Consider the following 16,730-nt stretch of genomic DNA (forward strand, 5'->3'; position numbering starts at 1 on the left):
AATGAAATTAGGAGGGATGTGGATGAACAACATTGTACAGGAGATGATTGATTGGATTGAGCGTCACCTATCAGAAGGGTTTTCATTAGAGCAATTAGGAAAGGATATGGGTTATTCTCCTTATTACTGTTCTTTTAAATTCCATCAGACGACCGGGATGACGATTAAAAAATATAGATCACTACGTAAAATTTATCTTTCTACTATTGCATTAAAAGATCCCCAAAAGAAAATAATCGATATCGCCTTTCACTACGGCTTTTCATCACAGGAATCCTTTTCTAGAGCTTTTAAAAGGTACTTTGGTATAAGTCCGAATGATTACAGAAAATCTCCTCAACCTTTACAAACCTTTGTAAAGTTAAGATTACAGGATGATGGAGGATGGTTGACGATGGATATTTCTCAAAAATTAAAAATTGAGGCATTACAAGAGAAGATGAATGCACAATATGATCAAGAGCTACTGAATGTATTAAATGGTCAAATGATGTATGAGGAGTTCGCAAAACAACAATTAATGGGCAACAGTGATTACGTTCCTTTCAATGAAGCGATGTGTACGAATCCAACGATTAGTCCGATTTTCAGTGAAGAATTTAATAAACTGCGTGCTATAGGGCATGAGGTGTCTTTACAGCAATATGAGCAGGTGACATTGAAGCCGTTGAAGCCATTGTTAACAAATGACTATAAATGTATTGTTTTATGGTTTGGAGATGATATGTTTTGTCAGATGAATTTATTGACCGTCCTTGCTTTCTTAGAGCAACAAAGGTATCAAGGCAAAGTCTATTATTATATGGTCAAGGAAATGACCTATGATGTGGAAGAAACAGAGATAGAACTTGGACCGTATGGGGAGGTCTATCAAGAGGTATTGTTGCACCATCGTTTGCCCAAGACAACGCTTATACCTGTCATGTATCAGGGCATTCAATTATTTTTCAGTTATTTAAATGAAGAGAATGAGATCACTACGTTTATAAAAAAACACCTCAATCTATCTCAAAATGACCTGTTAAAGCAATTGTTTTCCCTATTTCCACACTATGGATTAGGGGATAGACAATATATCAAAATAATAGGGAAGATAAAAAAAGAATATTCTGAATAATTACCCTGGAAAGTCCGCAATATACAAAATTTTCGAAAATATGATAAACTTATAACGTGAAAAGGAGGATGAATGCATGACTGTTCAACAATTTACAGACTATGTGAAGAAAATGCAGCATTATGAGGAAGCGCTCAATGTGATTTATTGGGATATGCGGACGGGTGCACCGAAAAAGGGGTTAGCACAACGTTCTGAGGTAATTGGTACATTATCAGCCTCCTTATTTGATATGCAGACGAGTGAAGAACTAGGAGAGCTTTTAGCAGCATTAGAGGCACAAAAAGCTGATCTTGACTATGTAACACTACGTTTAGTAGAAGAAGTAAGAAAGAATTACGATCAAAATAAAAAAATCCCTGCGAATGAATATAAAGAATTCGTCATTCTTCAATCGAAGGCAGAAACGGCTTGGGAAGAAGCGAAGGCGACGAATAATTTTGCTCTATTCCTACCATACCTAGAAGAAATCATACAATGGCAGAAAAAATTCATTCAATATTGGGGCATTAAAAATGGATCTCCATACAATACATTATTAGATTTGTATGAGCCAGATATGACGACAGATGTCGTAGATCAAGTATTTGGTGAATTACGAGAGTCTATTGTGACGCTTGTTCAAAAAATTGCTCATTCATCGAATAAACCCGATACTACCATGTTATTTAAGCATTTCCCGCGTGAGGCACAGCGTGAATTATCGTTAGAATTGCTTGCTCAGCTCGGCTATGACTTCGATGCTGGTCGCTTGGATGAAAGTGTCCATCCATTCATGATTGGCTTAAACTATGGTGACGCTCGCATTACAACGAAATATGATGAAAATGATTTCCGTTCAGCTATTTTTGGCACAATTCATGAATGCGGACATGCGATGTATGAGCAAAACATTGATGAAAAACTTGCTGGTCTGCCATTAGCGACTGGTACATCGATGGGGATTCATGAATCCCAATCATTATTTTATGAAAACTTTGTCGGCAGAAATGAAAAGTTCTGGGAGCATAACTACGGACGTCTTCAGCACTTTTCACCAGCTCAATTTGGTGATGTGGCATTAGCAGATTTTTTACGTGCCATCAATATGGTAGAACCATCTTTGATTCGCATTGAAGCAGATGAACTAACATATCCATTACATATCATGATTCGCTATGAGATTGAACGTGACTTGTTCAATGGGGATTTACAGGCGAAGGATCTACCACAGGTATGGAATGATAAATATGAGGAATATTTAGGTATTCGTCCTGAGACAGATGCACAAGGAGTGCTACAAGACATGCATTGGTCAGGCGGCATGTTTGGCTATTTCCCATCCTATGCATTGGGGATGATTTATGCAGCGCAGTGGAAACATGCAATGGACAAGGATATTCCTAATTTTGATGAATTACTAGAAAAGGGAGAGCTACTGCCAATTCGAGAGTGGCTAACTGATAAAGTTCATCAATATGGAGCATTGAAAAAGCCGTTTGAATTGCTGAAAGAAGCGACAGGGGAAGGCTTAAATGCCAAGTATCTGGCAGACTACTTACAAGAAAAATATACGAAACTCTATCAATTATAAAGTGAAAAAAGCGATTTCTCGTTACAGAGAAATCGCTTTTTTATAGGAAGATGCGTTTGGATGCTTACCACAATTGATAGCCTTTAGAGCCGGCTGGTGAGTTTGAAATAATATCGATAATTGGTACTGTGTAAGCGAATAAAATTAAGGCTACTAAAATAACAAGCCATATTTTAAAGTTTTCTAAAATAGCTGGTGTCGGACCGCTAAGCTCATGTACATCACCTACTGGGAATTCCTCTTCGCCTTTAGGTGCGAACCAAGCTAATTTCACGACGATATAAATGATCACTAGGATGGCGATAAAGAGGATTGTTCCACCCACAGCTTGCGCGATTTGATAAGGAATCCAATCGTAAGCCTGCTGAGCGCCACCATATTCTGAGTAATCTGAGCGACGAGGCGCACCAATTAGACCAGCAATATGCATTGCTGAAGACATAATCGTCATACCAGTAGCCCATAAGATACCAGCGAAATTACTAAGATTATTTAAAGACTTCGAAAGTGTACGACCTGTTAAATGTGGAATTAACCAGAATGCCGCACCGAAGTAAGTTAAAACAACAGCTGTTGCAATCGTTAAATGGAAATGCCCTGTAACCCAAATGGTATTATGAATTAATTGGTTCATTTGATAAGAGGCATTGACAATACCGCCTGCACCCCCTGGAATAAATGACACCATACCGATAAATGGTACGAAGAAACGAGCATCCTTCCAAGGTAATTTTTTAAACCAACCAAATAGTCCTTTGCCACCTAATTCACGTCCGCGTAACTCGAACATGGCAAACATCGAGAAGGCTGTCATGAGAGAAGGTACGATAACAGCAAATGTTAAAACAACTTGAATGAACTTCCATGTACCATCAATACCAGGCTCTGTTAACTGATGGTGAATCCCAACAGGAATAGAGAAGAGTAAGAATAGCATAAACGAAAGTCTTGCTAAAGAATCGGAGAAAATTTTTCCGCCAATTACTTTTGGAATAATCACGTACCAAACCATATAGGCAGGTAATAACCAGAAGTATACGAGTGCATGACCAAAATACCAGAAAAGGGTACGTGATAATGCCACATCGACACGCTCAATTAAACCTAATGACCATGGTAATAATTGAATTAAAACAGAAGCTGCCACACCAAGCGTTGCCACGAACCACATTAAATTATTAACAACTACCATAAATGATAGTAAGGGGCTACGTTGTCCACTCGCTTTATTTTCTTTGCGCCACTGTACATAACGTAATATTTGACCTGCGCCGCCAACCCAAGAACCAACAACGACTAATGTAAGACCTAAATAGAAAATCCAATGTGCCTTTAATGGTGCATAGAATGTATAAAGAACAGTTGCTTTATTCAATAACACCATCGTTGCGGCAGCAGCTGTCCCGATCGTCATTAACCAGAAACCAATCCAGCCAAGTCTTCTCTGAGTGTCAGTGAATGTACCAGATGTTCGACTTACACTTGCGATTTGGAAGCCGTAAATAAAGAATGTAGTTAATATAAGACCGAGTAATACACCATGAACTGTTAATACTTGATAATAACCAATGCCTGCTGGTAATGTAAATTGACCAGAACGTACAAAAACCTGTAATAAACCTGCAAGACCACCTAATAACAATGCGATAAATGCCACGTAAATATGTGCCATTGCTAGCTTTGCATCTCGACGATCCACTTTTGTCATTGAATTAGTGTGACTCATTTGAATCCACCACCTTTAGCATAGAGTGCATCATCGTATGTCCTGTACCACAATACTCATTACATACGATTAAAAACTCGCCAACTTTATTGACTTCTGTCACATATTCCGAAATATAGCCAGGCTCAAGCATCATATTGATATTCGTACCTGCAACCTCAAAACCATGCATAACATCCTCGCTTGTCGCGATAAATTTCACTTTTGCACCAAGTGGAACCTCAATTTGTGGAGGATTATAATTGAATGCAGAAGCAACTACTACCACTTCGTAATCCCAATCTTTACCTTCAACCTTATGGACACCTGGATTATCAAAAGGTGCTGTCTCTTTCACTTTCTCGTAATCTAGTGTTTTTTTACCATTGTTTGGATGGGAGCCTTGATGAAATGCTCCGATACCGAGAATGATCAGGAATGCCACTAAAGTGGTAACTCCAAAAACAAGCCAGTATTTCTCATACTTATGTATGTGCATATGTTTCTGTCCCTTCTTCGTAGATTAAAACCGTCCAATGAACAAATCGAAGCAGTACACCCAAAGTAAAATGATGATAATACCTACTCCAAAAACTGCATAGAGTGAACCTTTTAAATTTTCATCTGACTTCTTTTTATTTGCCATTTTTGCTCCTCCTACGCTTTTTATTGTTGTGTTTCTTACAGCCATCATATAAAAATCCCCTGCATTTTGATGTGAAAAAAATCACACTTCTAGAGGAATTATGTGAAAAAAGTGTGAAGAATTTAAGAGAGAAAAAAACAAGCCATCTCAAAAGTCATTGAGATGGCTTGTTTAATGATTATAATTAACTTTTTTTAATAAAAATAAAAGATTGTAAGGAAGGGAGAACTGTCCTTCTTAGTCCTTTTGGGCAAACGGCAAGTCTTACAAATAAATGCTGAATGTCTTGCATACAATGTCTTATTTGGAACAGACTTAAAACCTACTAAGCTCTATTCTGCTTCTTCTTCAATTGTTAATAGAACTGTTAGGGCACCGACGCTTGGGACCGAAACTGGGAGTGCAAATGCCTTTTCAAAGCCATATAATTTTGTATTGCCCACCATCACCGTTGGCGGAGTGATATCAATTTCTAAGCTTTCTTGCCCAACAGCTGTACATAAATTTCCTGCAATCATGTTACCAAATTCCCCTGTAAAGGATTCTAGCATTTCTCCTTCAAGCGGCATACCGAACATGGTACTACCGATCCCACTGAACACTTCGGGAGAGGAATCAATGATGACGCGTCCCTTTAAATCTCCGATTAAGCCAATTAATACGCCCATTTGTTGCTGTTGAAAGGGTTCAGAAATAATACTAGGCGACTTTACTTCTATATCCATAGGAAGAATGGTTTTTAAAGCGTGGATTGTCCCGTTTAAAATAGTTTGAAAGTACTTCGAATTACTCATCATTACCGCATCCTTTTTCCGACTTTTCTACATCTTACCATGTAAAAAGGGTAAGATGAAAGTATGTCTTGACGAATTCACGTGAAATTTATAATATATTAATGAGAATGATTTTCAAATTCAACGTAAACGTCTGAAAACTTAACGAAAAATAACGAAGAAGGAGCGGTTCGCAATGACTTTCGTATTGATTGGAGCAGCTGTCGTGATCTATATTGGAGTTGGAAAATACGTCATAAACCAGGCAACTGCACATTTGAAATAAGAGATAATACTTGATATACATTTTTAGGCATGGTCCGAATATTCGGGCCATGTTTTTTGTATTTCTAGGAATGAAGATCGTGAATAAATGAATTAAACGTTTTTTTGGAATAATTTAATTAAAATGAATTTTTATTTTTTTCTGAAAACTATTGAAATAACCCGGTTTTTTCTGTTAAGATTTAAAAAATGGAATCGCGTTTCATATTTTGGAACGGAGGGGGGAAATGAGTTTGAATATTTTAGAAGTAAGCGATTTGAAAATAGGTATTCAACAAAATAAAAAAGATATTGCTATTGTGAATGGAGTATCATTTCAACTTGAAAAAGGCAAAACTTTGGGGATTGTAGGGGAATCAGGTTGTGGAAAAAGCATGACATCACTTTCACTTATGGGATTGTTACCTGCTGGGGTTAACTGGCAAGGTGGAGAAGTTTACATAGATCAAAAGCAAATTAATAAAAAGTCGAAGAAGGAATGGCGAAAGATTCGTGGGAAAAAAGTTTCTATGATATTTCAGGAACCAATGAGTTCGCTCAATCCAGTGTATAAAGTTGGTTCGCAAATTATGGAAATGATTCATAGTCATGAAAAAATTTCAAGGAAAGAAGCTCATGAACGTGCCATTGACATGCTTCGTCTCGTAGGTATTCCTCGTCCCGATAAAGTAGTGAATGAATATCCTCATCAATTATCAGGAGGAATGCGACAAAGGGTTATGATTGCCATGGCATTGGCTTGTGGACCAGAAATATTAATTGCAGACGAACCTACTACAGCATTAGATGTGACAATTCAGGCTCAGATTTTAGATTTAATGAAAGACATACAAGAAAAACTAGATATGTCCATCATTTTAATTACCCATGATCTTGGTGTAGTAGCGGAAATATGTGAGAGAGTAATCGTGATGTATGCTGGTGAAATTGTTGAAGAGGCTACAGTGCTAGATTTGTTTAATCAGCCGCTTCATCCATATACCAAAGGGTTATTAAATTCATTGCCTGACATTGAATCAGAACAAGAGTACCTTCCATCAATTGAAGGGGTGGTGCCATCACCATCCGATATGCCTTCAGGTTGTAGATTTTTCGATCGATGCGAATTTGCAACAGATCAATGTAAAAAGAAGCCTGATCTATTTACAACGTCTAATGATACCAAGGTAAGATGTTGGCTGTATGAAGAGAACGAAGTGGGAGGGGGAATTGTCAATGGGCAGTCCATTGTTAGAAGTTAAACACTTAAAGAAATATTTTTCAGTTAAAGGATCACGTTCAGGGCATTTAAAAGCAGTAGATGATGTTTCATTTTTTGTAAATGAGGGTGAGGTTTTAGGAATTGTCGGAGAGTCAGGGTGCGGAAAGTCGACTATGGGTAAAACATTAATCCAACTTCTTACACCTACTGAAGGCGAAATTTTACTGAATGGAGAAAATATTGCCACTCTTAGCCCAAAAGAGGTACGTCAAAAACGTCGTGATATGCAAATCATCTTTCAAGACCCTTTTTCTTCCCTTAATCCTCGTATGAAGGTGTTTAAAATAATCGAAGAACCTTTGGTGAATTTTGGAATAGGTACAAGGGGAGAGAGAAAGCAACGTGTCTATGAAGTAGCCAAACAGGTTGGACTTACACAAAAGCAGTTAGAACGTTTTCCACATGAATTTTCAGGTGGTCAAAGACAACGAATTGGAATTGCTAGAGCATTAGTGTCCAATCCAAAATTGATTGTTGCAGATGAACCAGTATCTGCTCTTGATGTTTCGATTCAATCTCAAGTATTAAATATTATGAAAGATTTAAAAAAGGAAATGAACCTTACCTACATTTTCATATCTCATGATTTAAGTGTAGTGCATCACTTTTGTGACCGCATAGGGGTAATGTACTTAGGTAAGTTAGTGGAAATGGCAGATAAACACGAATTATTTAATAATCCTAAACATCCATATACAAAAGCTTTACTATCCGCATTACCAAAATCTCATCCTTTAAAAGTAAAGGAGCGTATTGTGCTAAGTGGAGATGTTCCCAATCCTGCTAATCCACCATCGGGCTGCACATTCCATACACGATGCCCAAACTGCATGGAAATATGCAAGGTGACACCTCCAAAATTAAAAAAAATTGGCGATAAGCATGAAGTTTCCTGTTTACTTTATGAAGAGCAAATGGAGCGATTAACATGAGCAAAACATTGGAAAAAGGTATTAATATTTTAACGTTATTTACTGAAGAGAAACCTTCTTGGCGGTTAGACGAGCTAGCAATCGAAACAGATATTCCTAAACCGACTTTACATAGGTTTTTAAAAACATTTACAGATTTAGGCGTATTAAAACGTCCTTATATTCAAAGTGGTGGACAGTTAGTATTGAGTGATCATTATCTACTTGGGAATAAACTCATTGAATTAGGTGCAATTGCAGCAAATTCAATTGAAATTCGCTCTTTGGCTATACCGTATATGAAGATGTTGCAACAGAAGTTTGACTTGGCTGTTCAACTAAGCGTACTGGATGAAACAGATGGTCTTTATATTGAAAAAATTGAAAGTTTAAAACCGGTTTTACTTTATACACGAGTGGGAAGAAGAGCACCACTTTATGCAGGCGCTTGTTCAAGGGTACTTTTATCCTTTCAATCAGAGGAGAAAATTAATGAGGTACTTCAAAAACCTCGTAAAAAATATGCTAGTGGAACACCTGTTACTGATGAAGAGATATTTGAACTCATTGAATTTGGGAAAAAAAATGGCTATGCCTACAGCGTATCAGAATTGGAAGAAGGCACTGTATCAATAGCAGTACCGATTTTCAATAGCGAACGCAAAGTAGAATACTCGATTAGTTTAGCAGGCATAGAGACGCTAATACCAAAAGAAAAAATAAATGCATTTTTAGAAGGTCTGTGGGAAACGGCAGCTTCAATATCTGCTGAACTAGGTTATTCGATGCCATATCCATATGGCGTATAGATAGCACAAATACAAAAGGGGATGAACAATGTATGAAGAAACAAAAATGGATTGCGCTATTACTTGTTTGTATAATGATTGTTTTAACAGCATGTAGTGGTGGCACATCATCAAAAGACGAAAGTAAAAATGGTAGCAAATCATCTGGTGAAAACCCAGCAGCAACACGTGGAAATGAATTAGTTATTCGTGTGGCTGGAGATCCACAAAACTGGGACCCAATTGATACGTTTTTACTTGCTTGGAGTACAGTAGCAACATCGGTATTTGAAGGATTAGTAAGTCGTTCTCTAGATTTAGAAATTCAACCAGGGTTAGCGGAATCTTGGGAATATATAGATGATAAAACAATTGTGTTTAAACTACGACAAGGTGTTACCTTCCATAATGGCGAACCGTTTAATGCGGAAGCAGTTAAATTTACATTTGATCGTTTACTAGGAGAAGAAGGTCAAAAAGGTCCGCAATATTCAAACTATACGTCAATTGATAATGTTGAAGTAACAGGTGACTATGAAGTTACTATGCACTTAAATGCCATTGACCCAGTATTACTGACTAAGCTTTCAGGATATGGTGCTGTCATCGTACCACCTAAATATATCCAAGAACAGGGTGCAGAGAATTTTGACATGAAGCCTGTTGGTACTGGTCCATTTAAAATGACTGATTATCAACGTGATAAACAAGTAGTTATTGAGCGATACGATGATTATTGGAATAAAGACGCTATTAAACTAGATAAAGTAACATTTAAAGTGATTCCAGAAACAGCGACGGCACTAGCAGAATTACAAACAGGAAATATTGATATTATGACACGTTTAGAAGTTTCGCAAGCGGCAACAGCAGAAGGAACTGATTTCATTGAATTAAAGGATGTGTCCACTCCTACAGCGTATTCAATTCGCTTTGATACAGCACAAAAGCCAGTTGATGATGTACGTGTTCGTCAAGCTATTAACTATGCCATTGATAAGGAAACAATAGTGAAGGAAATTTTAGGTGGCTATGGTAACCTCATTAGCTCTTTCCAAAGTAATCTATCTTTTGGTTATAACAAAGATTTAGAACCATATCCATATGATCCAGAAAAAGCAAAAAAACTACTTGCGGAAGCTAAGGTTCCTGAAGGTACTACACTTGAATTCTTTATTCCAGGTACCGATGGGACATTTAAAGAAATTGCGCAAGCAGTAGCGTTTTATTTAGAAGAAGTGGGATTAAAAGTTTCAATTAATAGTGTGGAAAATACTACATTCCAATCAGAGTTAATACCACAAGGGAAAGCTGGCCATATGTATAAAAATGGCTGGGGTGGTTGGACTTTAGATTTTGATAATACAGCTTATTTAATGTATCACGAAGGGGAATTCTGGAATCCATCCTATAAAAATGAAAAAGTAGAACAATTATTAGCGGCAGAGCGAGCAACGATTAATAATGAGGAGCGTCAAAAAATCTTTAAAGAGCTGACAGAAGTGTTATATGAAGATGCTGCAGAAGTTAATTTATATTCTGAGGTTGAAATATACGCAGTGAATAAACGAATAAAAGATTTCCAACCACCTCATGATGGCCGCTTTAGATTTGAAGGTGTCACTGTCGAGTAAGTAAAAAATTATGAGATAGTATGCTTGTCATACTATCTCTTTCATTTCAAATTAGGAGGATGGAGTTATGCTTTCCTATATACTACGACGATTATCGCATACCGTGTTGGTAATAATTGCTGTCTCATTAATTATATTTTTCGCCATTCGTTTAACGGGTGATCCTGTAAGCATCATGTTCGGTGCAGGGGAACCATCACAACAAGCGGTAGAGGAACTGACAGCAAAGTTAGGTTTAGATAGACCTGTTTGGGAGCAATATATCATATTCATGAAAGATTTAGTAACGCTTGATTTTGGCACATCGTATCGTTCGAATAGTCCAGTTTTGGAAATGTTGTTAGAACGAGCATGGCCAACACTCGCACTTGCTTTAGGGGGAATGACTGTAGCATTGTTAATCGCTATTCCTATCGGTATCCTTTCTGCAGTTTATAAAGGCAAGTCTATTGATATTTTTGGGCGTATTTTTTCTTTATTAGGTATCTCTTTTCCTAATTTTTGGTTAGCGTTTATGCTAATCTTGATCTTTGCTGTTCAGTTAAAATGGTTACCCGTATCGGGCTTTGAGGGGTTTAGCTCATTGATCCTTCCATCCATTGCATTGGGTCTGATTTTATCTGGTATTTTAGTTCGATTAATTCGTACCTCTATGCTTGAGGTACTTAAAATGCAATATGTGACAACTGCTCGAGCAAAAGGAATTCGAGAATGGCTTGTCATTATTCGACACGCCTTTCGAAATGCCTTATTGCCAACTGTGACGTTTGTTGGGTTACAGTTTGGTGGACTCCTAGGAGGGGCTGTTATTGTAGAGCAAGTATTTTCTTGGCCAGGAATCGGAAGATTAATTGTTGATTCTATTAATCAACGAGATTATCCAGTTGTACAGGGTGGAGTAATTCTCTTAGCTCTTATCATGATTGTCGTAAATCTAATTGTGGATTTATGTTATTCATTAATTAACCCAAAAATACGCACTGGAAGAGGTGACAATTAATGACACAGATAATGGAAGCAGAAACAGTCGAAATAAAAAAGGTTAGCAGAATAGTAAGTGTTTTAAAGTTTATTAAAAATAATCCAACTGGAATCATCGGTCTATTATTAGTTGTCACGACTGTTCTTTGTGCGATATTTGCCCCATATATTGCGCCATATGATCCAGGAGCAGCTAGCTTAGGACATCGTTTAGATTTGCCCAAATGGTTAGACGATACTGGTAAGTCTCAATATTTACTTGGGGGAGACCAAGTTGGACGAGATTTGCTCAGTAGGATTATATACGGTGCTCGTATTTCACTATTGGTAGGTATTTGTGGTGTGCTCATATCGTTAGTCCTTGGAACGTTTCTAGGCATTGTGTCAGGGTATTTTGGAAAATGGATGGACGATTTAATTATGAGGTTAGCTGAAGTTCAATTGGGTCTGCCATTTATTTTACTAGCAATTGTCATTATGAGTGTATTTGGAACAGGGATTGAAAAAATCATCATTATTCTTGGGCTTACATATTGGGTTAGTTTTGCAAGACTAATTCGAGGGGAGATTTTAGCTCTAAAGGAACAAGAATATATCCAGGCTGCAAAGGCAATCGGAGGAACACATTTTAAAATTATCCTTAAGCACATATTACCAAATGTTGCTTCTTCGATTTTAGTGTTAGCAACAATGTGTATCGCAGAGTTTATCTTATTAGAGGCTTCCCTAACATTTTTAGGGTTAGGTGTTGAACCGACAATACCGTCGTGGGGCGGCATGTTGGCAGATAGTCGGAATTATATGACGTCAGCTTGGTGGATTTCTGTATTTCCAGGTATTGCAATTATGTTAACTGTACTAGGCTTTAATTTACTAGGAGATTGGTTACGAGATCGCTTAGATCCAAATATGAAAGTTTAGGTGATACTGTGAACTCTAAAATATTTTCAATTTTATTTCATAAGAATGAAACGATAAAAAAGCCCTCTTTATTTATAAACTTACCTACAAATCTTGCTCCCATAGGATTAATTGATTTTTGTGCGAGGTTAGGCTTAGAGTCAAATGAAATAGATTTTGATTTATTTCAAGCGTCAAATCAGCAGTACTCAATGGAATTTTTACAACATAGTAGTACATTTATTTCACAGAATGGGTCCAACTTTATAGTCTATTATGAGACCGAGTCTTCGCTATCAACGTTGTTAAGTACGATAGCAAGTGAAGGAATGGCCGAAACGTATACAGACATTCCATCATCTTATTATGAAAGTTTAAGTCACCTTTGGTCAGCCTATGGAACTGGTGAGAAGGACGAGGCACATCCACAACAGCATTTAAGTGTGAAAATTAATTTACAACAAGAAATAAAGTCCAATGCCATTATAAAAGAAGTTTGCTATCTTGCATTACGTTTAGGATTGTATGCTACCTCTGTTTCTTTACCAGTTATCACAAAAGATCATCGACATTTTTCAATTGACATCAAGCAAGGAACTGCAAATTTAATGGAGCTAAGTTCTAGAAACGATATTCAAATTTGTGGTACAAAAGATAGCTTACCGACTGTTCTACATTCAATAGCAAAAGAAAAGCATGTGTCTGAAGGTGGCTTATTTGGTGTTTGGGAGCTAAATGAAAAACAAGTGAATGTAGCGGATTTATTGTATGAAACAACATGGGAAGATGAATCGGAAGCGTCATATATTATAAATGCTTTGCAAGATGAACCAAATAAAATGCTTGATGCTGAAATCTATCTTACAGCTTCTAAAAAAAATCGAGATGATTATTGTTTAGAATTGTATAAGAAATTTTCAAATTTAAAGACAATTACAGTTCGCTCTGCATTTAAAACAGGGTTATACTGGATATTAGAGGAAGTACTTCCATCTGTTTCAGGCCATTTTGAACAAGTAAAAATAGTATGTAAGGATGGGATTAGTGAAAACGGTTTAGAACAACATAATCGCTGGATTATGGAGCTTTATCCAGTGGATGAATTGATTGAAAGGCAATATGGTGTACCGAAAGAACATGTACAATTTGAGCTTTCAAGCACACAGCAGCACATTTACGGTGTCTATGTTGATGATGTATTAATTGCTGAACTAAATCCGTTAATTAGTGAATTGGATTATGTTGACGGTCAGAAAAAAGTCTATCCAACTACAGCTGGGTATAGATTATTTGAAAGTGGGAAACTAGTTCAAGAAAATGCAATATTGTCAGATCGTGAGCGTTTCTATAAAACGTACATCAATGAGTTTCTTCCTCAGATAGTGGGAAAATTAAATATTGATGTAACGAATCGCGATCAAGGACAATTGTTTCCTTTATTTGATCGAATCGAAATTGACTTTACTTCATCTGGAATTGAAGAAGAATTAAATGTTAAGCAAGAAGCAAACTCATCCTTCGAAGCGTTATACGAAGATCTATATTTTAACACGCTAGATTATTTTAATGAGCTCGGTCGACGATTAGTTAATCAACCTTATAAAGCTCCTGGTGGCATTATTCCCTCTATTCATATAGAGGAAAATATTTATAAGCCTATTAAAAGTGTAATACGGGCATACCAATGGCATGAAAAACCCAATCTAGTTCCAGTTACAAAAAGAATTTTATTTAATCCAGAAGGGCAATTTGAAACGGTAGAAATGTATTTAGGTAATTTTCTCAAAGTAATGAAAGTGAATGATTATTTAAAATACAAAATTAAAAATGTTTATCAATTATCAACCCGGTATCAAAATTATTCTGAGGTCAAACTGAATTATGGGGATATATCTTACAAAGGGAATGTCATTCCATTTTTTGAAGTGACTGAGCCTATTACTAGTGACTTTTATTCAGGACTTAAAAAATCGGATGAAAAGCATACGATTGTCTTTGAAGCTGGCCATCATCCAAATGAAGTATCTAGTACACCTGCTATATTAGAGCTAATGGAAGATATTATTTGTCACCATCCTGAAATCTTGAAAAAGATTAATATGATCATTATTCCGTTATCAAATCCAGATGGTTATGAAATAATGGAGAGCTTGACAAAAGAACATCCAAAATGGAAACATCATGCTGCAAGATTTAATGCAGTAGGTTTAGAGTTTGCCCATGTCAAATTTCAAGAAAGCGTATTTGGTGAAGCAAATGTTTTACCACTCATCTTAAAAAAATGGGCACCTGATATAGTAATTGATGATCATGGAATCCCTGCTCGTGAATGGGTTCAACCATTCGCAGGATATGCATGTCCACCTATTTTCCCTGTTTCTTACACGCTTCCGAGTGCCAAGATTTATGGAATTGGTCGTTACGCGGATTATGATACGAGGGAAGTCCAGGCTCAAAATCTAGAACTAGTAGCTGAAAAAGTGAATATGTTTTTTGAGGGCTCAACATTTGCCCAAGAAAATGCTTATTGGCGTGAACGCTACTATAAATATGGCACAAAATGGGATCCGCAAAAGTACCCAATTGAGGAAATGGGGAATATTAATTTTTATCGGAGTATGGAAGTTACACCAACTTACTCATCTGTTAGTATATTACGCTACCCGCAGTGGGTGGCTCTAGATATCATTTCTGAAGTGTCCGATGAAATTGTTTATGATGAAGAATTAATTTCTTGTATTGAAGCACATAAATTATTTAATCAAGCTATTATTGAAGCTACAATTTCTACTAAAGTAAATAAAATTAATCAATCTGGACGCTACATTAAAAAACGTCCGATAGAAATCAGGTGACAAATATGACAAAAATATTAGTAACAGGGTTTGAACCATTTCTTGATTATAAAATAAATCCAACAATGCAAATTGTGGAAGCATTAAATGGAAAGAAGATAGATCGCTATGATATCGTCGGACGAATTCTATCTGTAGATTTTCAGCAATCAGCGGAGCAATTAAAACAACAGATAGAAGAAGTGAAACCACAAATCATCATTTCATTAGGGTTAGCAGGAGGTCGTTTTAAAGTAACACCAGAGCGCCTTGCCATTAATGTGAAAGACGGAGAGCCTGATAATAATGGCTATACACCAGTTGATGAGCGTATCCATGAGGAGGGGGCAGATGCTTATCTAACAAACTTACCAATTCGCAGTATGGTAAATCGTTTGCAGGCAGAAGGATATCCAGCGGAAATCTCCAATACAGCGGGTACATACTTATGTAATAACATTATGTATGAGGGGCTCGCTTATGCACAGCAATATGAAGGGATTCGTGCTGGCTTTATTCATATTCCAGCATCATTTGAGCTGGCAATCCAACATGGCAAAATTCCCGGCTGGAATATCGGAGATTTAATAGCTGCGGTAACGCTTTGTATTGAGGAGACGGTACGTGCAACCAATCATTGATTTTCCTCATTCGATGTGGATTAGTCAACATACTATTCGTTTTGCATTCAAGGAGGAAATATCCCACTCAAATTTTCACGCGGTCCAAACGTTTAATCGATTTCTGAAACAGCAGCTACGGCATAACCTAGTCGAAAGTGTTGCAAGCTACCATACAGTAACAGCTTATATTAAACAAAAAATAGATGTTGAACGTTTAGGCATGCAGTGGCTTGAGATGCAAGCCTCCACAACAATTGATAAAGGAACGAATCGTCTTTTAAAAGTACCCGTCTGCTATGATGAGGAATTTGCCTTAGATCGCAAGCGTGTAATGGATTTCACAGGGCTATCTTTTGAGGACATTAAAACACTGCATGTTTCCAAAAGCTATTATGTTTATTTAATCGGCTTTTTACCAGGTTTCCCTTACTTAGGTGAGCTTGATCCTAAGTTGTTTGTGCCACGCTTACAGAAACCAAGGGCATCTGTATCAGCGAGTTCAGTTGGGATTGGGGGTGGACAAACGGGAATCTATCCTGTTGATTCACCTGGAGGCTGGAATATTATAGGGAAAACACCGTTTGATTTATTTGATGTTCATGGTAAAGAGCCATTTTTATTTGAACTTGGTGATGAAGTTCAGTTTTATGAAATAACCCAACAGCAATTTTGGGAAATGAAAAGCAAAGGAGTGTAGCA

At 37.0% G+C, this 16,730-nt stretch carries 15 protein-coding genes; 11 read left to right on the forward strand and 4 right to left on the reverse strand.

What is annotated here, in order from left to right; all coding sequences use genetic code 11:
• Nucleotides 1-22 precede the first annotated feature (22 nt).
• The gene (locus tag LCP48_RS08145) at nt 23-1,117 is read left to right on the forward strand and encodes a helix-turn-helix domain-containing protein (RefSeq protein ID WP_225340846.1); all 1,095 of its coding nucleotides are present in this window, start codon (nt 23-25) and stop codon (nt 1,115-1,117) included.
• A gap of 76 nt (nt 1,118-1,193) precedes the next feature.
• A complete protein-coding gene (locus LCP48_RS08150; protein ID WP_009370492.1) occupies nt 1,194-2,690 on the forward strand; it encodes a carboxypeptidase M32 in 1,497 nt (498 codons plus the stop codon).
• A gap of 64 nt (nt 2,691-2,754) precedes the next feature.
• On the opposite strand, the gene LCP48_RS08155 is transcribed toward LCP48_RS08150, so the two are convergent.
• The 4 genes from LCP48_RS08155 to LCP48_RS08170 form a co-directional block, all read right to left on the reverse strand.
• Nucleotides 2,755-4,416, reverse strand: coding sequence for a b(o/a)3-type cytochrome-c oxidase subunit 1 (locus LCP48_RS08155; protein ID WP_004269329.1), 1,662 nt, complete (start codon nt 4,414-4,416; stop codon nt 2,755-2,757).
• The gene (locus LCP48_RS08160; RefSeq protein ID WP_004269330.1) at nt 4,403-4,894 is read right to left on the reverse strand and encodes a cupredoxin domain-containing protein; all 492 of its coding nucleotides are present in this window, start codon (nt 4,892-4,894) and stop codon (nt 4,403-4,405) included. Before LCP48_RS08160 ends, LCP48_RS08155 begins: the two co-directional genes overlap by 14 nt.
• A gap of 24 nt (nt 4,895-4,918) precedes the next feature.
• Entirely contained in the window at nt 4,919-5,089 is a 171-nt protein-coding gene (locus LCP48_RS08165) for a hypothetical protein (RefSeq protein ID WP_153802592.1), read from the reverse strand.
• Nucleotides 5,090-5,373: 284 nt separating this feature from the next.
• On the reverse strand, nt 5,374-5,835 hold the full coding sequence (locus LCP48_RS08170; RefSeq protein ID WP_004269332.1) for a chemotaxis protein CheX: 462 nt from the start codon (nt 5,833-5,835) through the stop codon (nt 5,374-5,376).
• A 491-nt stretch (nt 5,836-6,326) separates the two neighbouring features.
• Here LCP48_RS08170 and LCP48_RS08175 point away from each other — a divergent pair, with 491 nt between their 5' ends.
• From LCP48_RS08175 to pxpB, 9 genes are all read left to right on the forward strand, one after another.
• Complete coding sequence (locus LCP48_RS08175; protein WP_009370488.1) at nt 6,327-7,340, forward strand: ABC transporter ATP-binding protein; 1,014 nt, start codon at nt 6,327-6,329, stop codon at nt 7,338-7,340.
• Nucleotides 7,315-8,292 (forward strand): ABC transporter ATP-binding protein, encoded by a 978-nt coding sequence (locus LCP48_RS08180; RefSeq protein ID WP_004269334.1) that lies wholly within the window; start codon nt 7,315-7,317, stop codon nt 8,290-8,292. Before LCP48_RS08175 ends, LCP48_RS08180 begins: the two co-directional genes overlap by 26 nt.
• On the forward strand, nt 8,289-9,080 hold the full coding sequence (locus tag LCP48_RS08185) for an IclR family transcriptional regulator (protein WP_004269335.1): 792 nt from the start codon (nt 8,289-8,291) through the stop codon (nt 9,078-9,080). The genes LCP48_RS08180 and LCP48_RS08185 overlap by 4 nt, the downstream gene beginning before the upstream one ends.
• A 32-nt stretch (nt 9,081-9,112) precedes the next feature.
• Nucleotides 9,113-10,693, forward strand: a complete 1,581-nt coding sequence (locus LCP48_RS08190) for an ABC transporter substrate-binding protein (protein WP_004269336.1) — start codon at nt 9,113-9,115, stop codon at nt 10,691-10,693.
• A gap of 67 nt (nt 10,694-10,760) precedes the next feature.
• Entirely contained in the window at nt 10,761-11,693 is a 933-nt protein-coding gene (gene nikB / locus LCP48_RS08195) for a nickel ABC transporter permease (protein WP_004269337.1), read from the forward strand.
• Nucleotides 11,693-12,595 carry an ABC transporter permease gene (locus LCP48_RS08200; RefSeq protein WP_004269338.1) on the forward strand — a complete coding sequence of 301 codons (903 nt, stop codon included), beginning with the start codon at nt 11,693-11,695 and terminating at the stop codon, nt 12,593-12,595. The genes nikB and LCP48_RS08200 overlap by 1 nt, the downstream gene beginning before the upstream one ends.
• Nucleotides 12,596-12,786: 191 nt before the next feature.
• The gene (locus tag LCP48_RS08205) at nt 12,787-15,429 is read left to right on the forward strand and encodes a M14 family metallopeptidase (RefSeq protein WP_225340847.1); all 2,643 of its coding nucleotides are present in this window, start codon (nt 12,787-12,789) and stop codon (nt 15,427-15,429) included.
• 5 nt (nt 15,430-15,434) lie between these two features.
• The gene (locus LCP48_RS08210; protein ID WP_004269340.1) at nt 15,435-16,049 is read left to right on the forward strand and encodes a pyroglutamyl-peptidase I; all 615 of its coding nucleotides are present in this window, start codon (nt 15,435-15,437) and stop codon (nt 16,047-16,049) included.
• Nucleotides 16,033-16,728, forward strand: coding sequence for a 5-oxoprolinase subunit PxpB (gene pxpB, locus LCP48_RS08215; protein WP_004269341.1), 696 nt, complete (start codon nt 16,033-16,035; stop codon nt 16,726-16,728). The genes LCP48_RS08210 and pxpB overlap by 17 nt, the downstream gene beginning before the upstream one ends.
• Nucleotides 16,729-16,730 lie beyond the last annotated feature (2 nt).

Origin of the sequence: Lysinibacillus capsici, from assembly GCF_020217405.1 — a bacterium.
Taxonomy (GTDB): Bacteria; Bacillota; Bacilli; order Bacillales_A; family Planococcaceae; genus Lysinibacillus; species Lysinibacillus capsici.

Coding starts and splice junctions, on each gene's coding strand:
- LCP48_RS08145 (WP_225340846.1), top strand. CDS start 23: ATGAACAACATTGTACAGGAGATGATTGATTGGATTGAGCGTCACCTA.
- LCP48_RS08150 (WP_009370492.1), top strand. CDS start 1,194: ATGACTGTTCAACAATTTACAGACTATGTGAAGAAAATGCAGCATTAT.
- LCP48_RS08155 (WP_004269329.1), bottom strand. CDS start 4,416: ATGAGTCACACTAATTCAATGACAAAAGTGGATCGTCGAGATGCAAAG.
- LCP48_RS08160 (WP_004269330.1), bottom strand. CDS start 4,894: ATGCACATACATAAGTATGAGAAATACTGGCTTGTTTTTGGAGTTACC.
- LCP48_RS08165 (WP_153802592.1), bottom strand. CDS start 5,089: ATGATGGCTGTAAGAAACACAACAATAAAAAGCGTAGGAGGAGCAAAA.
- LCP48_RS08170 (WP_004269332.1), bottom strand. CDS start 5,835: ATGAGTAATTCGAAGTACTTTCAAACTATTTTAAACGGGACAATCCAC.
- LCP48_RS08175 (WP_009370488.1), top strand. CDS start 6,327: ATGAGTTTGAATATTTTAGAAGTAAGCGATTTGAAAATAGGTATTCAA.
- LCP48_RS08180 (WP_004269334.1), top strand. CDS start 7,315: ATGGGCAGTCCATTGTTAGAAGTTAAACACTTAAAGAAATATTTTTCA.
- LCP48_RS08185 (WP_004269335.1), top strand. CDS start 8,289: ATGAGCAAAACATTGGAAAAAGGTATTAATATTTTAACGTTATTTACT.
- LCP48_RS08190 (WP_004269336.1), top strand. CDS start 9,113: ATGAAGAAACAAAAATGGATTGCGCTATTACTTGTTTGTATAATGATT.
- nikB (WP_004269337.1), top strand. CDS start 10,761: ATGCTTTCCTATATACTACGACGATTATCGCATACCGTGTTGGTAATA.
- LCP48_RS08200 (WP_004269338.1), top strand. CDS start 11,693: ATGACACAGATAATGGAAGCAGAAACAGTCGAAATAAAAAAGGTTAGC.
- LCP48_RS08205 (WP_225340847.1), top strand. CDS start 12,787: ATGGAATTTTTACAACATAGTAGTACATTTATTTCACAGAATGGGTCC.
- LCP48_RS08210 (WP_004269340.1), top strand. CDS start 15,435: ATGACAAAAATATTAGTAACAGGGTTTGAACCATTTCTTGATTATAAA.